Source organism: Mycobacterium sp. Root135, assembly GCF_001426545.1.
Taxonomy (GTDB): domain Bacteria; phylum Actinomycetota; class Actinomycetes; order Mycobacteriales; family Mycobacteriaceae; genus Mycobacterium.
Genome location: NZ_LMEZ01000001.1, coordinates 315,689 through 329,118, shown reverse-complemented (window position 1 = coordinate 329,118; position 13,430 = coordinate 315,689). Strand labels below are relative to the sequence as shown.

19 protein-coding genes and 1 pseudogene are annotated in these 13,430 nt (G+C 68.5%); 13 read left to right on the top strand and 7 right to left on the bottom strand.

Going from position 1 to position 13,430, the window contains the following annotated elements; translation table 11 throughout:
* Positions 1-138 precede the first annotated feature (138 nt).
* The 4 genes and pseudogenes from ASD37_RS01620 to ASD37_RS01605 form a co-directional block, all read left to right on the top strand.
* Entirely contained in the window at positions 139-1,092 is a 954-nt protein-coding gene (locus ASD37_RS01620; RefSeq protein ID WP_056549636.1) for an RNA polymerase sigma factor, read from the top strand.
* 109 nt (positions 1,093-1,201) lie between these two features.
* Positions 1,202-2,047, top strand: coding sequence for a hypothetical protein (locus ASD37_RS01615; protein WP_056547085.1), 846 nt, complete (start codon positions 1,202-1,204; stop codon positions 2,045-2,047).
* A 473-nt stretch (positions 2,048-2,520) separates the two neighbouring features.
* Positions 2,521-2,964 (top strand): cupin domain-containing protein, encoded by a 444-nt coding sequence (locus tag ASD37_RS01610; protein ID WP_056547082.1) that lies wholly within the window; start codon positions 2,521-2,523, stop codon positions 2,962-2,964.
* A pseudogene (locus tag ASD37_RS01605) lies at positions 2,949-3,290 on the top strand (transcriptional regulator); the annotation flags it as partial. The gene ASD37_RS01610 and the pseudogene ASD37_RS01605, both read left to right, overlap by 16 nt.
* Positions 3,291-3,423: 133 nt before the next feature.
* Here the strand turns inward: ASD37_RS01605 and ASD37_RS01600 are convergent.
* The gene (locus tag ASD37_RS01600) at positions 3,424-4,047 is read right to left on the bottom strand and encodes a DUF6461 domain-containing protein (protein WP_056547076.1); all 624 of its coding nucleotides are present in this window, start codon (positions 4,045-4,047) and stop codon (positions 3,424-3,426) included.
* 155 nt (positions 4,048-4,202) lie between these two features.
* Here ASD37_RS01600 and ASD37_RS01595 point away from each other — a divergent pair, with 155 nt between their 5' ends.
* Entirely contained in the window at positions 4,203-4,520 is a 318-nt protein-coding gene (locus ASD37_RS01595; protein WP_056547072.1) for a hypothetical protein, read from the top strand.
* Positions 4,521-4,553: 33 nt separating this feature from the next.
* Here the strand turns inward: ASD37_RS01595 and ASD37_RS01590 are convergent, their stop codons facing one another.
* A complete protein-coding gene (locus tag ASD37_RS01590) occupies positions 4,554-5,210 on the bottom strand; it encodes a cysteine hydrolase (protein WP_056547069.1) in 657 nt (218 codons plus the stop codon).
* A 229-nt stretch (positions 5,211-5,439) separates the two neighbouring features.
* Between ASD37_RS01590 and ASD37_RS01585 the strand changes: the two genes are divergently transcribed.
* Complete coding sequence (locus ASD37_RS01585) at positions 5,440-6,294, top strand: NAD(P)-dependent oxidoreductase (protein WP_162253212.1); 855 nt, start codon at positions 5,440-5,442, stop codon at positions 6,292-6,294.
* A 3-nt stretch (positions 6,295-6,297) separates the two neighbouring features.
* Here ASD37_RS01585 and ASD37_RS31790 read toward each other — a convergent pair whose 3' ends face one another.
* Complete coding sequence (locus ASD37_RS31790) at positions 6,298-6,843, bottom strand: GNAT family N-acetyltransferase (RefSeq protein WP_162253211.1); 546 nt, start codon at positions 6,841-6,843, stop codon at positions 6,298-6,300.
* A 96-nt stretch (positions 6,844-6,939) separates the two neighbouring features.
* Here ASD37_RS31790 and ASD37_RS01575 point away from each other — a divergent pair, with 96 nt between their 5' ends.
* From ASD37_RS01575 to ASD37_RS01565, 3 genes are all read left to right on the top strand, one after another.
* Positions 6,940-7,359 carry a ribonuclease domain-containing protein gene (locus ASD37_RS01575; RefSeq protein ID WP_235567942.1) on the top strand — a complete coding sequence of 140 codons (420 nt, stop codon included), beginning with the start codon at positions 6,940-6,942 and terminating at the stop codon, positions 7,357-7,359.
* Entirely contained in the window at positions 7,356-7,652 is a 297-nt protein-coding gene (locus ASD37_RS01570) for a barstar family protein (protein WP_056547059.1), read from the top strand. Before ASD37_RS01575 ends, ASD37_RS01570 begins: the two co-directional genes overlap by 4 nt.
* Before the next feature lie 99 nt (positions 7,653-7,751).
* Complete coding sequence (locus ASD37_RS01565) at positions 7,752-8,309, top strand: FKBP-type peptidyl-prolyl cis-trans isomerase (protein ID WP_056549632.1); 558 nt, start codon at positions 7,752-7,754, stop codon at positions 8,307-8,309.
* Here the strand turns inward: ASD37_RS01565 and ASD37_RS01560 are convergent.
* Positions 8,299-9,228: an AraC family transcriptional regulator gene (locus tag ASD37_RS01560; protein ID WP_056547054.1), complete on the bottom strand. Its 930-nt coding sequence runs from the start codon at positions 9,226-9,228 to the stop codon at positions 8,299-8,301. The two genes, ASD37_RS01565 and ASD37_RS01560, sit on opposite strands and share 11 nt — an antisense overlap.
* Positions 9,229-9,310: 82 nt before the next feature.
* Here ASD37_RS01560 and ASD37_RS01555 point away from each other — a divergent pair, with 82 nt between their 5' ends.
* From ASD37_RS01555 to ASD37_RS01540, 4 genes are all read left to right on the top strand, one after another.
* Complete coding sequence (locus tag ASD37_RS01555; RefSeq protein ID WP_056549629.1) at positions 9,311-10,147, top strand: NAD(P)H-binding protein; 837 nt, start codon at positions 9,311-9,313, stop codon at positions 10,145-10,147.
* A complete protein-coding gene (locus tag ASD37_RS01550; protein ID WP_056547051.1) occupies positions 10,144-10,575 on the top strand; it encodes a pyridoxamine 5'-phosphate oxidase family protein in 432 nt (143 codons plus the stop codon). The genes ASD37_RS01555 and ASD37_RS01550 overlap by 4 nt, the downstream gene beginning before the upstream one ends.
* Positions 10,576-10,656: 81 nt before the next feature.
* Positions 10,657-10,932: a YdeI/OmpD-associated family protein gene (locus ASD37_RS01545; RefSeq protein WP_370072093.1), complete on the top strand. Its 276-nt coding sequence runs from the start codon at positions 10,657-10,659 to the stop codon at positions 10,930-10,932.
* 42 nt (positions 10,933-10,974) lie between these two features.
* Entirely contained in the window at positions 10,975-11,691 is a 717-nt protein-coding gene (locus ASD37_RS01540) for a phytanoyl-CoA dioxygenase family protein (RefSeq protein ID WP_056547048.1), read from the top strand.
* A 4-nt stretch (positions 11,692-11,695) separates the two neighbouring features.
* Here the strand turns inward: ASD37_RS01540 and ASD37_RS01535 are convergent, their stop codons facing one another.
* From ASD37_RS01535 to ASD37_RS01525, 3 genes are all read right to left on the bottom strand, one after another.
* Entirely contained in the window at positions 11,696-12,259 is a 564-nt protein-coding gene (locus ASD37_RS01535; RefSeq protein ID WP_056547045.1) for a hypothetical protein, read from the bottom strand.
* Between the two features lie 84 nt (positions 12,260-12,343).
* On the bottom strand, positions 12,344-12,721 hold the full coding sequence (locus tag ASD37_RS01530; protein ID WP_056547043.1) for an RNA-binding S4 domain-containing protein: 378 nt from the start codon (positions 12,719-12,721) through the stop codon (positions 12,344-12,346).
* Positions 12,718-13,428, bottom strand: a complete 711-nt coding sequence (locus ASD37_RS01525) for an MBL fold metallo-hydrolase (RefSeq protein WP_056549627.1) — start codon at positions 13,426-13,428, stop codon at positions 12,718-12,720. Before ASD37_RS01525 ends, ASD37_RS01530 begins: the two co-directional genes overlap by 4 nt.
* Positions 13,429-13,430: the final 2 nt, after the last annotated feature.

Genomic DNA, 13,430 nt, shown 5'->3' with positions numbered 1-13,430 from the left:
ACGCTCGCCATCACGGGGCCACTTCGGCTTGACACGGCCAGACCACCGAAGACGCTGCGCACCAAAGGGAACTGCCAGTTGTCGTCGGTACCTTGGTTCAACGATGCAACAGGCCCAGGACCCGAGGAGGTGACGTCGATGGTGGCCGGCACCGGACTCGCTGTCGACGCAGAGCTCGTCGTGGCCGCCCAGAGCGGCAACGTGCCCGCACTCGGCCAGCTGCTGGCTCGACACGAGCCGGGCATGCGGGCCGTGGCGCTGAGCATCCTGGGCTCGGGCCCCGAGTCACAGGATGCCGTCCAGGACGCCACCCTGGTGGCCCTGCAACGCATCGGCGACCTGCGAAGCCCCGAGGCGGCAGCTCCGTGGCTACACGCGATAGTTCGCAACGCCTGCCGAATGCACCTGCGGTCCAGCGTTACCGTGCCCATGTCGCACGACGAGTCCGTGCTCGCATCGGTCGACCTGATGGATCCCGCCGCATTGGTGGAACAACACGAGATGCGGGACTGGGTGTGGCACGCCGTCGACGAGCTGTCGCCCGACCTTCGGCTGGTCGTGATCCTGCGGTACTTCACCGACGTCAGGACGTACGGACAGATCGCGCAACTGTGCGGGATACCAATCGGAACGGTCCGCAGCCGGCTGAGTCAGGCTCGGATGAAGCTCCACGACGCGCTGATGAGGACGGCGGATCTGTCCCACGACGACGCCGCGACACGTCTCGCCGCGCGCGACGACGCCGAGAACGTCATCGACGCCGCTCAGCGGGGCTCGTTCCTGTCCGAGTTGAACGCCAGGTGGAGTTCAGCTGTGCGCATCACGTGGCCGACGGGCAAGGACACCCACGGATTCGACTACATCGTCCGGGCCATGGACCGCGACCTGACCGCCGGCGTGCGGCACCGCATCGCCAACGTGGTCGCCGGTCGTGATGTCACGATCTGGGAATCCGACCTGATCAACCCGCCGCACGACCCGTTCCACTGCCCGCCCGGGGTGGCATGGGCGTTGTTCACCGACGAGGGCCGGGTCAGCCGGGTTCGGCTGTTCCATCCGCGTCCGAGAGCCGAACTCCGACCGGCGGTGTGACGCACATCGCACCGAAACCTCGGCTTCGGATCGAACCTTTCGCGCCCGCTGCGCATCGTGCAGGTAGAGGTCCGCTGACGGAGCGGGCCCGACCCACAGTGAGGTTCACATGCGTGAAGACGAGATCGGCTCGTTGGCCGAGGCGGCCGAGGCCGAGTTCATGTTCCAGTACGAGTCGGCGGCCTCCCCCGCGATCACGCGCGCGCTCGGCATCGAGACCGCGCGGATCGGTGGCGGCGTGTGTCTGTCGCTGCGCCATGACGTCACCGGGTACTGGAGCAAGGCGCTGGGTTTCGGGGTCACCGAACCGGTCACCGTAGAACTCGTCGACGAAATCGTCGCCTTCTACCTCGCCGAGAAGACGCCGGGCGCCGTCATCCAGATCGCGCCGGCTCGCCTACCGGAGGACTGGCCCGAGATTTGTGGGCGTCACGGACTCACCCCGACGTCGCCGTGGATCAAGCTCGTCGGCGCGGTCGACGACGTCCAGATGAGTCACGCCACCGACTTGTCCATTGGGCCCGTCGACGCAGGCGACTATCCGCTGTGGGCGTCGACCGCACTCCGCGGGTTCGGCATGCCGACGGACGGTTTGTCGGACATGCTGGCCGAAGCCCTCGCCCACCCGGGATTTCGCCCCTTCGCAGCCTGGGACGGCGACGAAATGGTCGCCGCGGCAAACCTATTCGTCCACGGATCCATGGGGTCTCTGAACGCCACGGCAACGTTGGACACCCATCGCAACCGCGGTGCGCAGTCGGCGCTGATCGCCGCCCGCGCCAAGGAGGCCGCAAACGCGGGTTGTCGCTGGGTGTGCGCCGAGACGGGGAAGCCCGGCGACGACGAGGTCAACCCGTCGTTGACCAATCTCGTGCGCAGTGGCCTGCGGCCGCTGTACGAGCGGCAGAACTGGGCGTGGACACCCAGGGGCGCAACGGAATCCGCGGGTTCATAGCCGGTGCATCTCGCGCGCCATGGCCGCACGTTCGACGAAGTCGGGGCGACGGACGTGCGGCCGTGGCCGGATGGCGCGCGCCCGCGGCCGACCGGCGCCCAGGCGGCGTAGGGATTGAATCCAGCTGCGAAACCGGCCGAATCCGACATGGACGGAAGCCGAATCTTGGCTTGGAACAACACTTTCACTGCTCAGTTGGCGGGTTCTGACGTACTCGTTGGTTGTCATGCCGACAACCCTCGCGTACCGGCAGGCCGACTACATGAAGAGACCATGGAGATCAAATGGAGATGATTTGTCGCACAACACTATCCACGCAAATAAGTCGCTAAACATCACCCATCATGCGATGGAGATCGGAGCATCCACGACCCAGGATGGACTACGCGGACGACGTCATGCGTACGTAGTCACGACTACGCCGCCTGCCCGTCCGCACAAACAACGGAAGCGCGAAGGGAATTGACGCCGAGATGACCAGACTGAACCTCCAAGCCCGGGTGACGATTACGGCGATCGCCGCCGGCGGATTGCTGGTGGGGGCAACCGCACCCGCGACGGCCACGCCAAGCAGCGGCGTCGAAGCACGCGAACTGTCCCGGTCGTCCGCTGACGGACGGGACTTCATCCTGCGCGACATCACGATTGCCCCCGGCGGCAGTACAGGATGGCACTGGCACGACGGCACCGTGATCGGTGCCGTCAAGCAGGGAACACTCACCCACTACTCCTCCGACTGCACCGTCGACGGGGTCTACTCGGCAGGTGACTCCATAGCGGAACCAAGCGGCCCCGACCACGTGCACGTCGGCAGAAACCTCGGCGCGGAACCCGTGGTGCTCGAGGTCCTCTACGCCAATCCCGTCGGGAGACCACTTGCCGAGGACATCGGAGAGCCGCCATGCCAGATCCCCTGAACGACGACGACGACGTCCGACCCGCCGACGCGTGGCACTTCGACGACTTCGTCCTCGACACCCGTCGCGCCGAACTGCGGCGCGGAGACGAACGTGTCAGCGTCGAGCCGCAGGTCTTCGCCGTGATCACCGAACTCGTCAGACATCATGACCGCTTCGTCACCAGGGCCGAATTGTTCGATTCCGTCTGGGGTGGACGCTTCGTCGGGAATGCCGCGCTGAGCAGCCGGATCATGGCGGCGCGGCGCGCGCTCGGCGACGACGGCGAGTCGCAACGGTACATCCGCACCGTCCGCGGCCGCGGGTACCTCTTCGTCGGCCGCCTGTCTCGGACTGCCTGAAGCGTCGCCTCCCCACCGGTCGCCGAACGTGTAGTTGTGCAACGGTATTCGGTGAAATGGTGCCAACAACTCCACACTCGCGACGACTAGATGGTGGATTGCACCCTGTCGACTCGAGTCACCCGTCGAGCACGTCGACCGTTGCGACGAAGAACTCGCTGTCCTCGAACACAACCGGGGTACACGCGACACCGGTAATGCGTTGGGCAAGTGCAAATCCCGCTGCGCTGAGGTCGACCGCGGCGATCTCCTCGGGGTCGGCGTCGAGGGGAAGGCCCACGCCGCGGAGGTGCTCGACGATGGCGTCCGGGTCGGTGCCGGTGCGCTCTGCAGGGAACATCAGGTCGGCGTCGACCAACAGCCGCCCGCCGTGCCACCAGTGAAAGGTGTGGACGGCGTTGACGTTACGGAAGTGCGACACCACCGTTCGTCCCGACGACAACGGGCCGACCAGTCGTTCGGTCACCCCGACGTAGCCGTTGACCTCGGCGATCAACGTCCACCCGTCGTCGAGCGTCGCGACGCCGATCACGGCTCGGGACGGGTCGTAGCCACCGGGCCAGTCGGCGACGGCGTGGTCGTAGAGTGCGTCGACGCCGTGCACGTGGGTCACCGGATCGGCGTGGAGTGCGTCGACCACGCCGTCGGCGGTGATGTCGCCGACGAGGGTCACGCAATGGGCCTCCGCCCACGCCGGTCGCCACGTCAGCCACCACGAATAGTCGTCCACCGTCACCGACACGACACCTCCCCTCGACGCGGCGATTCTAATGCGGCCGGTCCGCCGTTCTGGGGCCTCCCACTCGGCGGCTTCTTGGGATCGGTAGCAACCGCCTCGAGGTGAACTTATTGGGCGAGGACGCCACCCGACGTGGCGCATGAACGGGAGGACACGACGTGACGACCACTCACAGCAGAAAGCGGGGCCTGTCCGCCGGTGTCGCGGCGGCCGACGTGCAGCCGACCGGACCCTTCACCTGGTGCCCCGGCGATGCACCCGTTCCCACCGGGAACATCCGGGTGAACCCGGTGAGCTGGGACGAAAACGTCTGCCACGACTACTGGTACGTCTACCACGGCCAGGGCAACGTCGCGAAGAACATCTGGGAGGGACCCAACCCGCCCGGGCCTCCGCCAGGCCAGGGATTCGCTCCCCCGCCGCCGATCCCGCCGGGTTGGTGCTGGGGCCTGTTCCTGCCCTCTCCGTGCCCGTGACGGACCCCTTTCACGGGAGCTGAACTCAGCCGTCTAGATGTTGGATCGCATTGCGGCGACGACCTCTTCGGTGGTGACCACCCCATGGGCGAGGAAGCGGTAGTTGACCAGAGCGGCCTGATAGCCGTCACCCCACTCGGGGTGACGCGGTCCCGCAACCGCGTCGCGGACCACGTAGACCTCGAAACCCTGCTCCAAGAGATCGCGCAGGTGCGATTCGACGCACATGTTCGCGAGCATGCCACCCAGCAGCACCTTGTTGATTCGCCGTTTGCGCAGCTGCAGAACCAGATCGTTTGTCTGCGAACCGAATACCTTGTGCGGGCTGACGACGACCGTGTTCGGATCCTCGATGTAGGGCTTGAACTCCTCGAGCCAGTCTGCGCCCGAGTCCGAGAAGCCGTCCAGGTTCAGGGGCCCTGGCCGGTCGAAGGTGCCGGTGCTCAATTCGTCGGCTTCCAATGCGCCGTTGAACAGCCAGCGGTGATCGGTCGGATAGAAGTAGTGCGGTGAGATGAACATGCCGAACGACGCGGCCTTTGCCGCCTTGAAGATGGCGAGCATGTGCGCGACGGTGTCGTTCTCGGTGACGCTGGCGCCCGTCGCGCCCCAGTTGATGCCGGTGGGGCTCAGGACGTCGTTCTGCGGGTCGATGAAGACGACGGCGGTGTCGGCTTGATTCCAGTTCATCCGGGTGACTCTTTTCCGCTCGAGGGTTGTCACGTTGATGATGCCGCGGTCGGCGGCCGCTGTCGTCGGTGTTCGCCACCAGTGCGTACCCCCGCTGACGCCCGTCTGCGAATGCCTGCTGACGGTAATGCGCCAGACGCCGGGCGTCGCCTACGTTTTCGACGAGCAGGTCGACGACGACCTGCGTAGGCAATCGCACATAGGAGCGTCGGCTCCGATGGAGGCAAGAATGACGATCTCGGTAGGCATCGTTGGCGTCGGCGACATGGGATCGGAACTGATCCCGCACCTCATCGCGGACGGGTACGCAGTCACGGCGTTCGACGTGAACCCGACCCGGTTGGACGCCGCGGTGGCCGCGGGAGCGCAGCGCTCCAAGTCGCCGTATGACGCCGCCACCCGTGCGGACGTACTTCTGAGTTTGGTCATGTCCGAGGACATTCCGGCCGCGCACTTCGGCGACGAGGGCATCCTGGCCGGCTTGCGACCGGGCGCGCTGCTCGTCGTCGGGTCGACGACCACGCCGGAGATGATGGAGGCGGTGCACCGTCACGCCGATCCCGCGGTGAAGGTCGTCGACGCACCGATCGTGGGCGGGGTCCGCTACGCGCGGGAGAAGTCGTTGACCTTCCTGGTCGGAGGCGAACCTGCCGCAGTGGACCGCGCCGAAGCGGTGCTGACGTCGTTGGGCAAGGTCGAAAGGGTCGGACCGGCTGGTTCGGGCGTCGCTTACAAGCTCATCACCAACTCCTTCGTCATGGCAGCCGAGGTGGGGCTGCGGGAAGCACTCGACCTGACCGACGTCCTCGGCGGCGACTACGAGACGGCCCTGCGACTCTTCCAGGTGGGACCGATGGCCGCCGTCGTCACACGCGCTCTCGACGAAACCAATCCGCGACCGCTGCGGGCGTCGGCGGAGGACTTCGACACGCTGCTGTCGGCGGTGGGCGACCCGTCGTTGCTTCCCATTTCGGCCGCGGGACGGGACCGGCTGTGGAAGGCCGTCAAGGTCGACCCGACCCACGAACCGATGTTCGTCGAGCTGACCCGCAAGACGACGGCCCTGGCGCCATTCCGCCGGTGATCCCTACCAAAGATCCCCTTCGCGCCAATCACAAATCAGCGGAACGTCTTTCGACAATCCAACCCGTTCACTCGACGGCGTCGTGAACAGCAAGATCCGGTCGGCGGCGTCGAAGGTGTCGACCAATCCCTCCGGCGTGTCGGCGAAAGTGGCTCCCTCCCACGGCACCCAGCCGCGGGCGGCGTAGAACGGCACCGCGCTCTGCACCGCGTTGAGTGCCCCGAGGACATGCCGCCCTCGGACGACGGACTCGGCGTGATCCATCACCAGACGACCAAGGCCGCGGCCCTGATGGCCCTCGTGCACCGCGACCGCTTCGACGTACCCGGTCTCGAAGTCGCGGCCGTCGTGGCGCAGGGTGCGGGTGACCACCGAGGCGTGCGCGAGCAGGACGCCGCCCTCGCTGATCACCACGTGCACTCCGTCGACGCCGTGCAACCAATCGTGCGGCCGGAAACCGTCACCGAACGCCGAGCGGACCAACGCCTCGGCGGTGTCCAACTGGCTCTGACTCAGCTCTCCCGATTCGGCGACGCGCACCTTCGTCACCCACCCAGAATGCCAGCCGGTCACGGCATGCCCCCGACGGCACGCCAGGGGGCGATGATGTAGTCGACGAACGATCCGACGTAAGAGGGAGCGCAGGTGAGCCGACGGGGAAGGCTGGCACTCGTCGTCCTGTGCGGACTGATCGTCGCCGCCGTCGCCTGGGCGTTGGCGCCGTCGTCGCCGCCCGCCACGCCGACGGCGTCGGACGCCCGGACCTGCCCGGTGGCGACCCTGCCGCCCGAGGTCCGCGACACCCTTCGGGCGATCCACTCGAACGGCCCCTTCACCTTTCCGCACGACGACGGGGCGGTGTTCGGCAACCGCGAGGGCCACCTGCCCGACCAGGTGAGGAGTTACTACCGGGAGTACACGGTGATCACACCGGGAGCGCACAACCGGTCGACGCGGCGCATCGTCACCGGCGGATCACCGGTGACCGATCCCCGCGAGTACTTCTACACCGCCGACCACTACGACTCCTTCTGCCTGGTCACCGACGCGGGCGGGCAGCCATGACGCGGATCATCGGAATCGACGGACGAAACATCAAGACACCCAAGGACTTCTACCGGGAAATAGGTCAAGCGGTCAACGGTCCCGACGGATACTTCGGAAACAACCTCGACGCCCTGGCCGACTGTCTGCGTGGCGGTTTCGGCACACCGGAGGATGAGCCCTTCGAGTTCGACTGGCAGCACAGCGATCTGTCCCGCCGGCATCTGCGCGACGAGATGCGCGGACGGGCGACGTTCCTCGACGCGGTACGGGACGTGTTCGACGACGCCGGAGTGCCGCTGCACCTGAGGTGAACTACCGTCGCGAAGCGCCCCTTCTGTAGCGTGGCCACCGTGAATTCAACTCGCGGGTCCCGTTCCGTCGCGTTCGTGGCATGTGCCACGCCGCTCGTCATGATGCTCGCCGCGTGCGGCTCCGACGCCGACGCCGAACCCGGCTCGTCTTCAGCTGCCGCGAGCACCTCGTCGGCCGTGGCCGCACCCGCCGCGGCGTCGTGCCCGTCGGCGGCCCCCGCCGCCGGTGGAACCCCCGAGTGGACGCTGCCAGGCGCGACCGGCACCGTCGCCGTCACCGGGTCGACGGACTCGGCTGCACCGGAGGTCACGGTGACCGGGCCGTTCAGCGTCACCGCGACCCAGGTCCACACCCTTCAGGCCGGCTCCGGCCCCGTCGTCCCCGACACGGCGACGGTCTCTGTCTGCTACATGGGCGTCAACGGTCGCGACGGAAGCGTGTTCGACAGCAGCTACCAGCGTGGCGAGCCTGCCGAGTTTCCACTCGGCGGCGTCGTCCCCGGCTTCCAGAAGGCCATCGCGGGCCAGAACGTCGGGTCCACCGTCGCGGTGGCCATGGACCCGGCCGACGGCTACCCCGAGGGACAGCCGAGCGCCGGCATCCAGAAGGGCGACTCGCTCGTCTTCGCGATCAAGATCCTCGGCATCACGGGCTGAGCGCTCGCCGAAACTCGCTGGGGTTGACGCCGCGGACCCGCTTGAACGCCACACTGAAACCAAACGGGTCCGAGTACCCCACCTCGCGGGCGACGTCGGCGATGGTGGCCTTCTCCCGCTCGACCAGCAGGTCGGCCGCGATCGTCATGCGCCACCTGGTGAGGTACGTCAGCGGAGGTTCTCCGACCAGGTCGGCGAATCTCTTGGCCAACGTCGACCGCGACACCTTCGCGCCCTCGGCCAGCGAGGCGATCGTCCACGGCGCCGCCGGGTCGGCATGCAGCAGACGCAAGGCGTCACCGACCACCGAATCGCGCTGCGCGGCCCACCACGCCGGCGGCTCGCCGTCCGGCCGGTCGAACCACTCGCGCAGCGTGCACACCAGCATCCAGTCGAGCAACCGGTCCAGCACCACCTGCTGACCCGGGACGTCGACGGCCACCTCCGCCGCGAGGTGGTCGAGCACCGGGTCGCCCGTGCCCCCGGCATCCACGCGCAGTATCACCGGCAGGGCGTCCAACAGTGGGCGGCTGATCTCGCCGCGGACCGGATAGGCGCCGACGATGAGGGTGGTCCCACCCACGCCCTCGTCGACGTCGCTCCAACCGAGCCGATGCCGCGTTCCGCCCTGGTCGGGTGTCGCGCAGTCCTCGCCGCAAACGATCGGCTCCGCCGTCGTTCCCACCTCGTCGACGAAGGTGAACGTCGCCGGACCCCGCACGACGATCGTGTCGTAGGGGCGTAGCGGTTCGGGCGGACAGCCGTCGGCGACGATCCACCCGGATCCACCGAGGACGGTGCACAGGGTGAGCGGCGCACCGTCGACGAAGTGCAGCGCCCACGGCGGCGACAGTGTCGAACTGCCGAACAACGAGCCGTTGGCCCGTACCCCGCGGATCAGGTCGTCGAAGACGCTCACGACAGCCAAGCTAGACGATTACACATGCAATTCGGCCGATCACCCATGGCTTCGTCCAACGGGCCTGCGTTGAATGGACGTCATGAGCACTGACAACACCCTGGTCCTCGGCGCCACCGGCAAGACCGGCCGACGCGTCGCCGCCCGCTTACGCCTCGCGGGTACCCCCGTCCGCACCGCCTCGCGATCCAGCCAGGTCCGGTTCGACTGGACCGAACCCGACACCTGGGACGCCGCGCTTCGAGGAATCACCGCCGTCTACCTGATCGCCCCCGGCCGGGTGGGGGCGGCGGACGACTTCGTCGCCGCGGCCGAGGCGGCCGGAGTGCGCAGACTGGTACTGCTCTCGGGTCGTGGTGCCGACACCTGGGGCGACTCCCCGTTCGGGCGGGACACGCGCTCCGCCGAGGACGCGGTTCGCGGCGGGTCGTTGGAGTGGACCATCGTGCGGGCGTCGAACTTTCAGCAGAACTTCGACGAGGACGTCTTCCACGCGCCGCTGGTCGCCGGCGAGCTGGCGCTCCCCGCCGGTGAGGTGCCAGAGCCGTTCATCGACGTCGAGGACGTCGCCGCCGTGGCCGCCGCGGTCCTGACCCGACCCGGCGACCACGCCGGACGAACCTACGAGCTGACCGGCCCGCGTGGCCTCACGTTCGGCGAGGCGGTCGAGCAGATCTCCCGCGCGTCGGGACTGCCCATCACCTACAAGCAGGTGTCGACGGCGGAGTACATCGCCGCCGCGGTCGAGCAGGGCTTGAGCGAACAGGAGGCCCGCTCCGTCGCCGACATGTTCGAGCTCATGGCAGGCGGGCTGATCGCCGCCACGACCGACGACGTCGCCGCCGTGCTGGGCAGGCAGCCTCGCAGCTTCGAGGACTACGTCGTGCGAACCGCCGCGGCGGGAGCGTGGCAACGATGAGCGACGGCACCACCTCACTGACCGAGGACGACCTGCAGTTCCTGCGACGACCGCTGTTCGGATTCCTGACCGTCGCCGCGGGCCCGCAGCCACCGCAACCCAGGCCCGTCTGGTTCGAGGCGACCGACCACGGCACCGTCGAATTGTTCACGGGCCCCGACACCGCCAAGGTCCGGCGCCTGCGCCGCGACCCGCGCGCCTCGCTCGTCGTCGCAGCACCGGTCGGCGAACGCGAGCGCTGGGTGGCGATCGCCGGCCACACCGAGGTGGCGGCCGACGGCGCCAAAGAACTGGCCGCGCGGCTCGCCGCCCGCTACTGGGACCTCGACGACCCCGTCCGGGCAGCCGACCTCGCCGACATCCTGGCCCAGGACCAGGTTCGGCTGATCATCCGCGCGGAGGCCGTCAGTCGCTACACCATGGATTGAGTTGCGCCTCACCGGGACTGGTGAGGTCGGTGTAACTTGTCGGTTGACCCAGCCGTCCGCCCCTGTTGAGGACCCGACATCATGAGCCAGAACGTACCCGGCGGAGTGGTGCACGAACTGCCCGCCGACCTACGCAACGCACTGGTCGCCAACGACACGGCTCTGATTGCGTGGCAGGACATCACGCCGCTCGCGCGCAACGAATTCATCTGCTGGGTCGAGGACGCCAAACAGGACAAGACCAGGGAGCGTCGCATCCGTCGCACCCAGGAGGAGCTCGAGGAGGGCAAGCGCCGTCCGTGTTGCTGGCCGGGATGCAAGCACCGCACGACCACCAAGCGTCCCCCGGCTCCGTAAAACCGTTGGCGCCAGCGGTACTCGACCCGCGACGCTTGGGTAATGGACGTCGACGACTTCGCCGAGAACGGCTACGTCAAGATCGAGGCGGCGGCGCCGCGCGAGGTCGCCGAGGCGGCCCAGCGCGAGCTGTGGACCCGGATTCCCATGTCGCCGGACCAGCCGGAGTCGTGGACTGAGCCGGTGGTGTGGGCCGCCGATGTGCGCGGTGACGGTCCGTTCGGCGTCCTGACCCGCAGCCGCAAACTGGCCGACACCCTCGACGCAATATGCGGAGTTGGTGGCTGGCTGCCGCGCGGATCGTTGGGCAACATACCCATCCGGTTCCCGGTGCGCCCCGTCGTCGACGACCGCGGGTGGCACGTCGACCTCAACACCCCGCTGCCGGACGGCACGTGGGCGGTCAGCGGTCGCCCCCACACGGTGTTGCTGTTGACGATTCTGTCCGAGGTGGGTCCCCACGATGCACCCACCAGGATTCGGGTGGGTTCGCACCGCGACGTCGCCGCGATCCTCGACGAGAAGTCGATCGACGCCTACGAGTGCGGGCCGCTGGTCGCCAGCGCCAGTGCCAGCCGAGAGGACGTCGCGGCGACGGGCCGACCCGGCGACATGTACGTGGTGCATCCGTTCACCGTGCACGCCGCAGACGAACACCGCGGTCACACACCACGATTCATGGCGCAGGCACCGGTACTCCTCGCCGAGCCGCTGACTCCTCGGACGCAATCGCCGCTCGGGTCGGCGTGGCGACGCTGAGCCGCTAGCCCGGAGGGGCGGGGACGATCGTCGGCGGCGCCGCCGGATCGACGGGCGCCGGTGGCGGCGGACCGTTGAGCGGGTAGTACCCGGGCGGGAGTGCCGGCCCACCGGAGTTCGGGGCCGCCTGAACCGGGGCCGTCTCGGACTCGGGGAATTGCAGCGACTTGAATCCTGGCGGCAGCGGCGGTGGCGGACCTGCCCCCGGGGGAGGCGGCGCACCGACGGGCATGCCGTCTGGCGAATCCCCCACGCCGTACGGGTCCTTTGCCTGGTGCCAGGCATCCCTGATGAAGCCCAGCGGGCCCGATCCCGAGCCGTACTGCTGGTTGGAGATCTCGGGCACCACCGGCGCGCCGACGGGCGGCGGGGCGGGCGGGGCGTCGCCACCCGCGACGATCTGCTGGTCAGGCGCTGGCGCGGCGGGAACTCCCGGCACCGGCGTGAAGGGCACCTCCGGATCGGCGGCGGCCTGGCCTGCCATGCTCAGCGCACCGCCGGCGAGGAACATCCCCGCACAGGCGATCTTCGCGGCGTTCACGGCCGTGGTGCGACGTCGTTCAGTCATGTAACCGGGTGTCCTCTCTGCTGACGCCCGGCCATCGTCCCATATATCGGCCGCGCGCGACCCGACATCGCGACCGAGGCCGACTCACCCTTGGCTGGCGCGCCACTTGTCCAGGAGTCGCCGATCCCGCTTGGTCGGGCGGCCGGCGCCCCGATCGCGCAGGGCCACCGGGATGGCGACCGTCGGTGGCGGCTTGGGAGTCCGGTCGAGGAAGCACGTCGCGGCGTCGGGAGCCCCCACCCGCTTCTGGATGACGCGCACCACCTCGACGATGCGCGTCGTCTCGCCCACCCGAGCCTGCACCCGGTCACCGGGGACCACCATGGTCGACGGCTTGGCCGGTCGGTCGTTGATGCGGACGTGCCCTCCGCGGCACGCGGCGGCGGCGTCGGGTCGGGTCTTCGTCAGCCGGACCGCCCACAGCCAGCGGTCTACCCGGGCCGACTCAGCCGCAGCCGTCACGAGGTTCCACCGGTGTGACGTCTGTGAGCCAACCAGTCGCGCTGTCTCCGCACGAATCCAGCATCCACCATCGCGCCGTGGCCGGGCACGTAGACCGCGTCCTCGCCGCCCAGGTCCAGCAGCCGGTCCAGGGTGCGTGGCCACGACGCCAGGTCGGAGCCGTCGGTGATCGAGGGGTCGCCCGACTCCTCGACGAGGTCACCGCAAAAGACGACGGTGGGCTGGCCAGGGACGACGACGACCAGGTCGTGATCGGTGTGACCGGGGCCTAGATGCCTCACCTGGACCACCCGACCGCCCAGGTCCAGGTCGGCGTCGAGCAGCCGGTGGTCCGGCGCCCGGACGGCGGCGACCGCGCGATCCAGTTCCACCGGGTCGGCGCCGTAGCTGAGCGCGTGCGCCCGGACGCCGTCCAGCCCGGTCGTGAGGGCCGCCGACACCGCGGGTGGGCCGAACAGTTCGGCGTCGGGGAAGCCGGCCGAACCAAGGATGTGATCGAAGTGGTCGTGGGTCATCACCAGGTGGGTGACGGCGCCTCCACCAAGGGCCTCGACGTCGGCCGCGACCGCCGCCGCCTCGACCAACGTCGTCCCGCAGTCGACCAGCAGCGTGGCACTGCTCCCCCGGACCAGCCCGACGGTGACGTCGAGGAACGGCAGCCGGCACCGGTACACGCCCTCGGCCGGGGTCTCCCAGGCGTAGGTCAGCG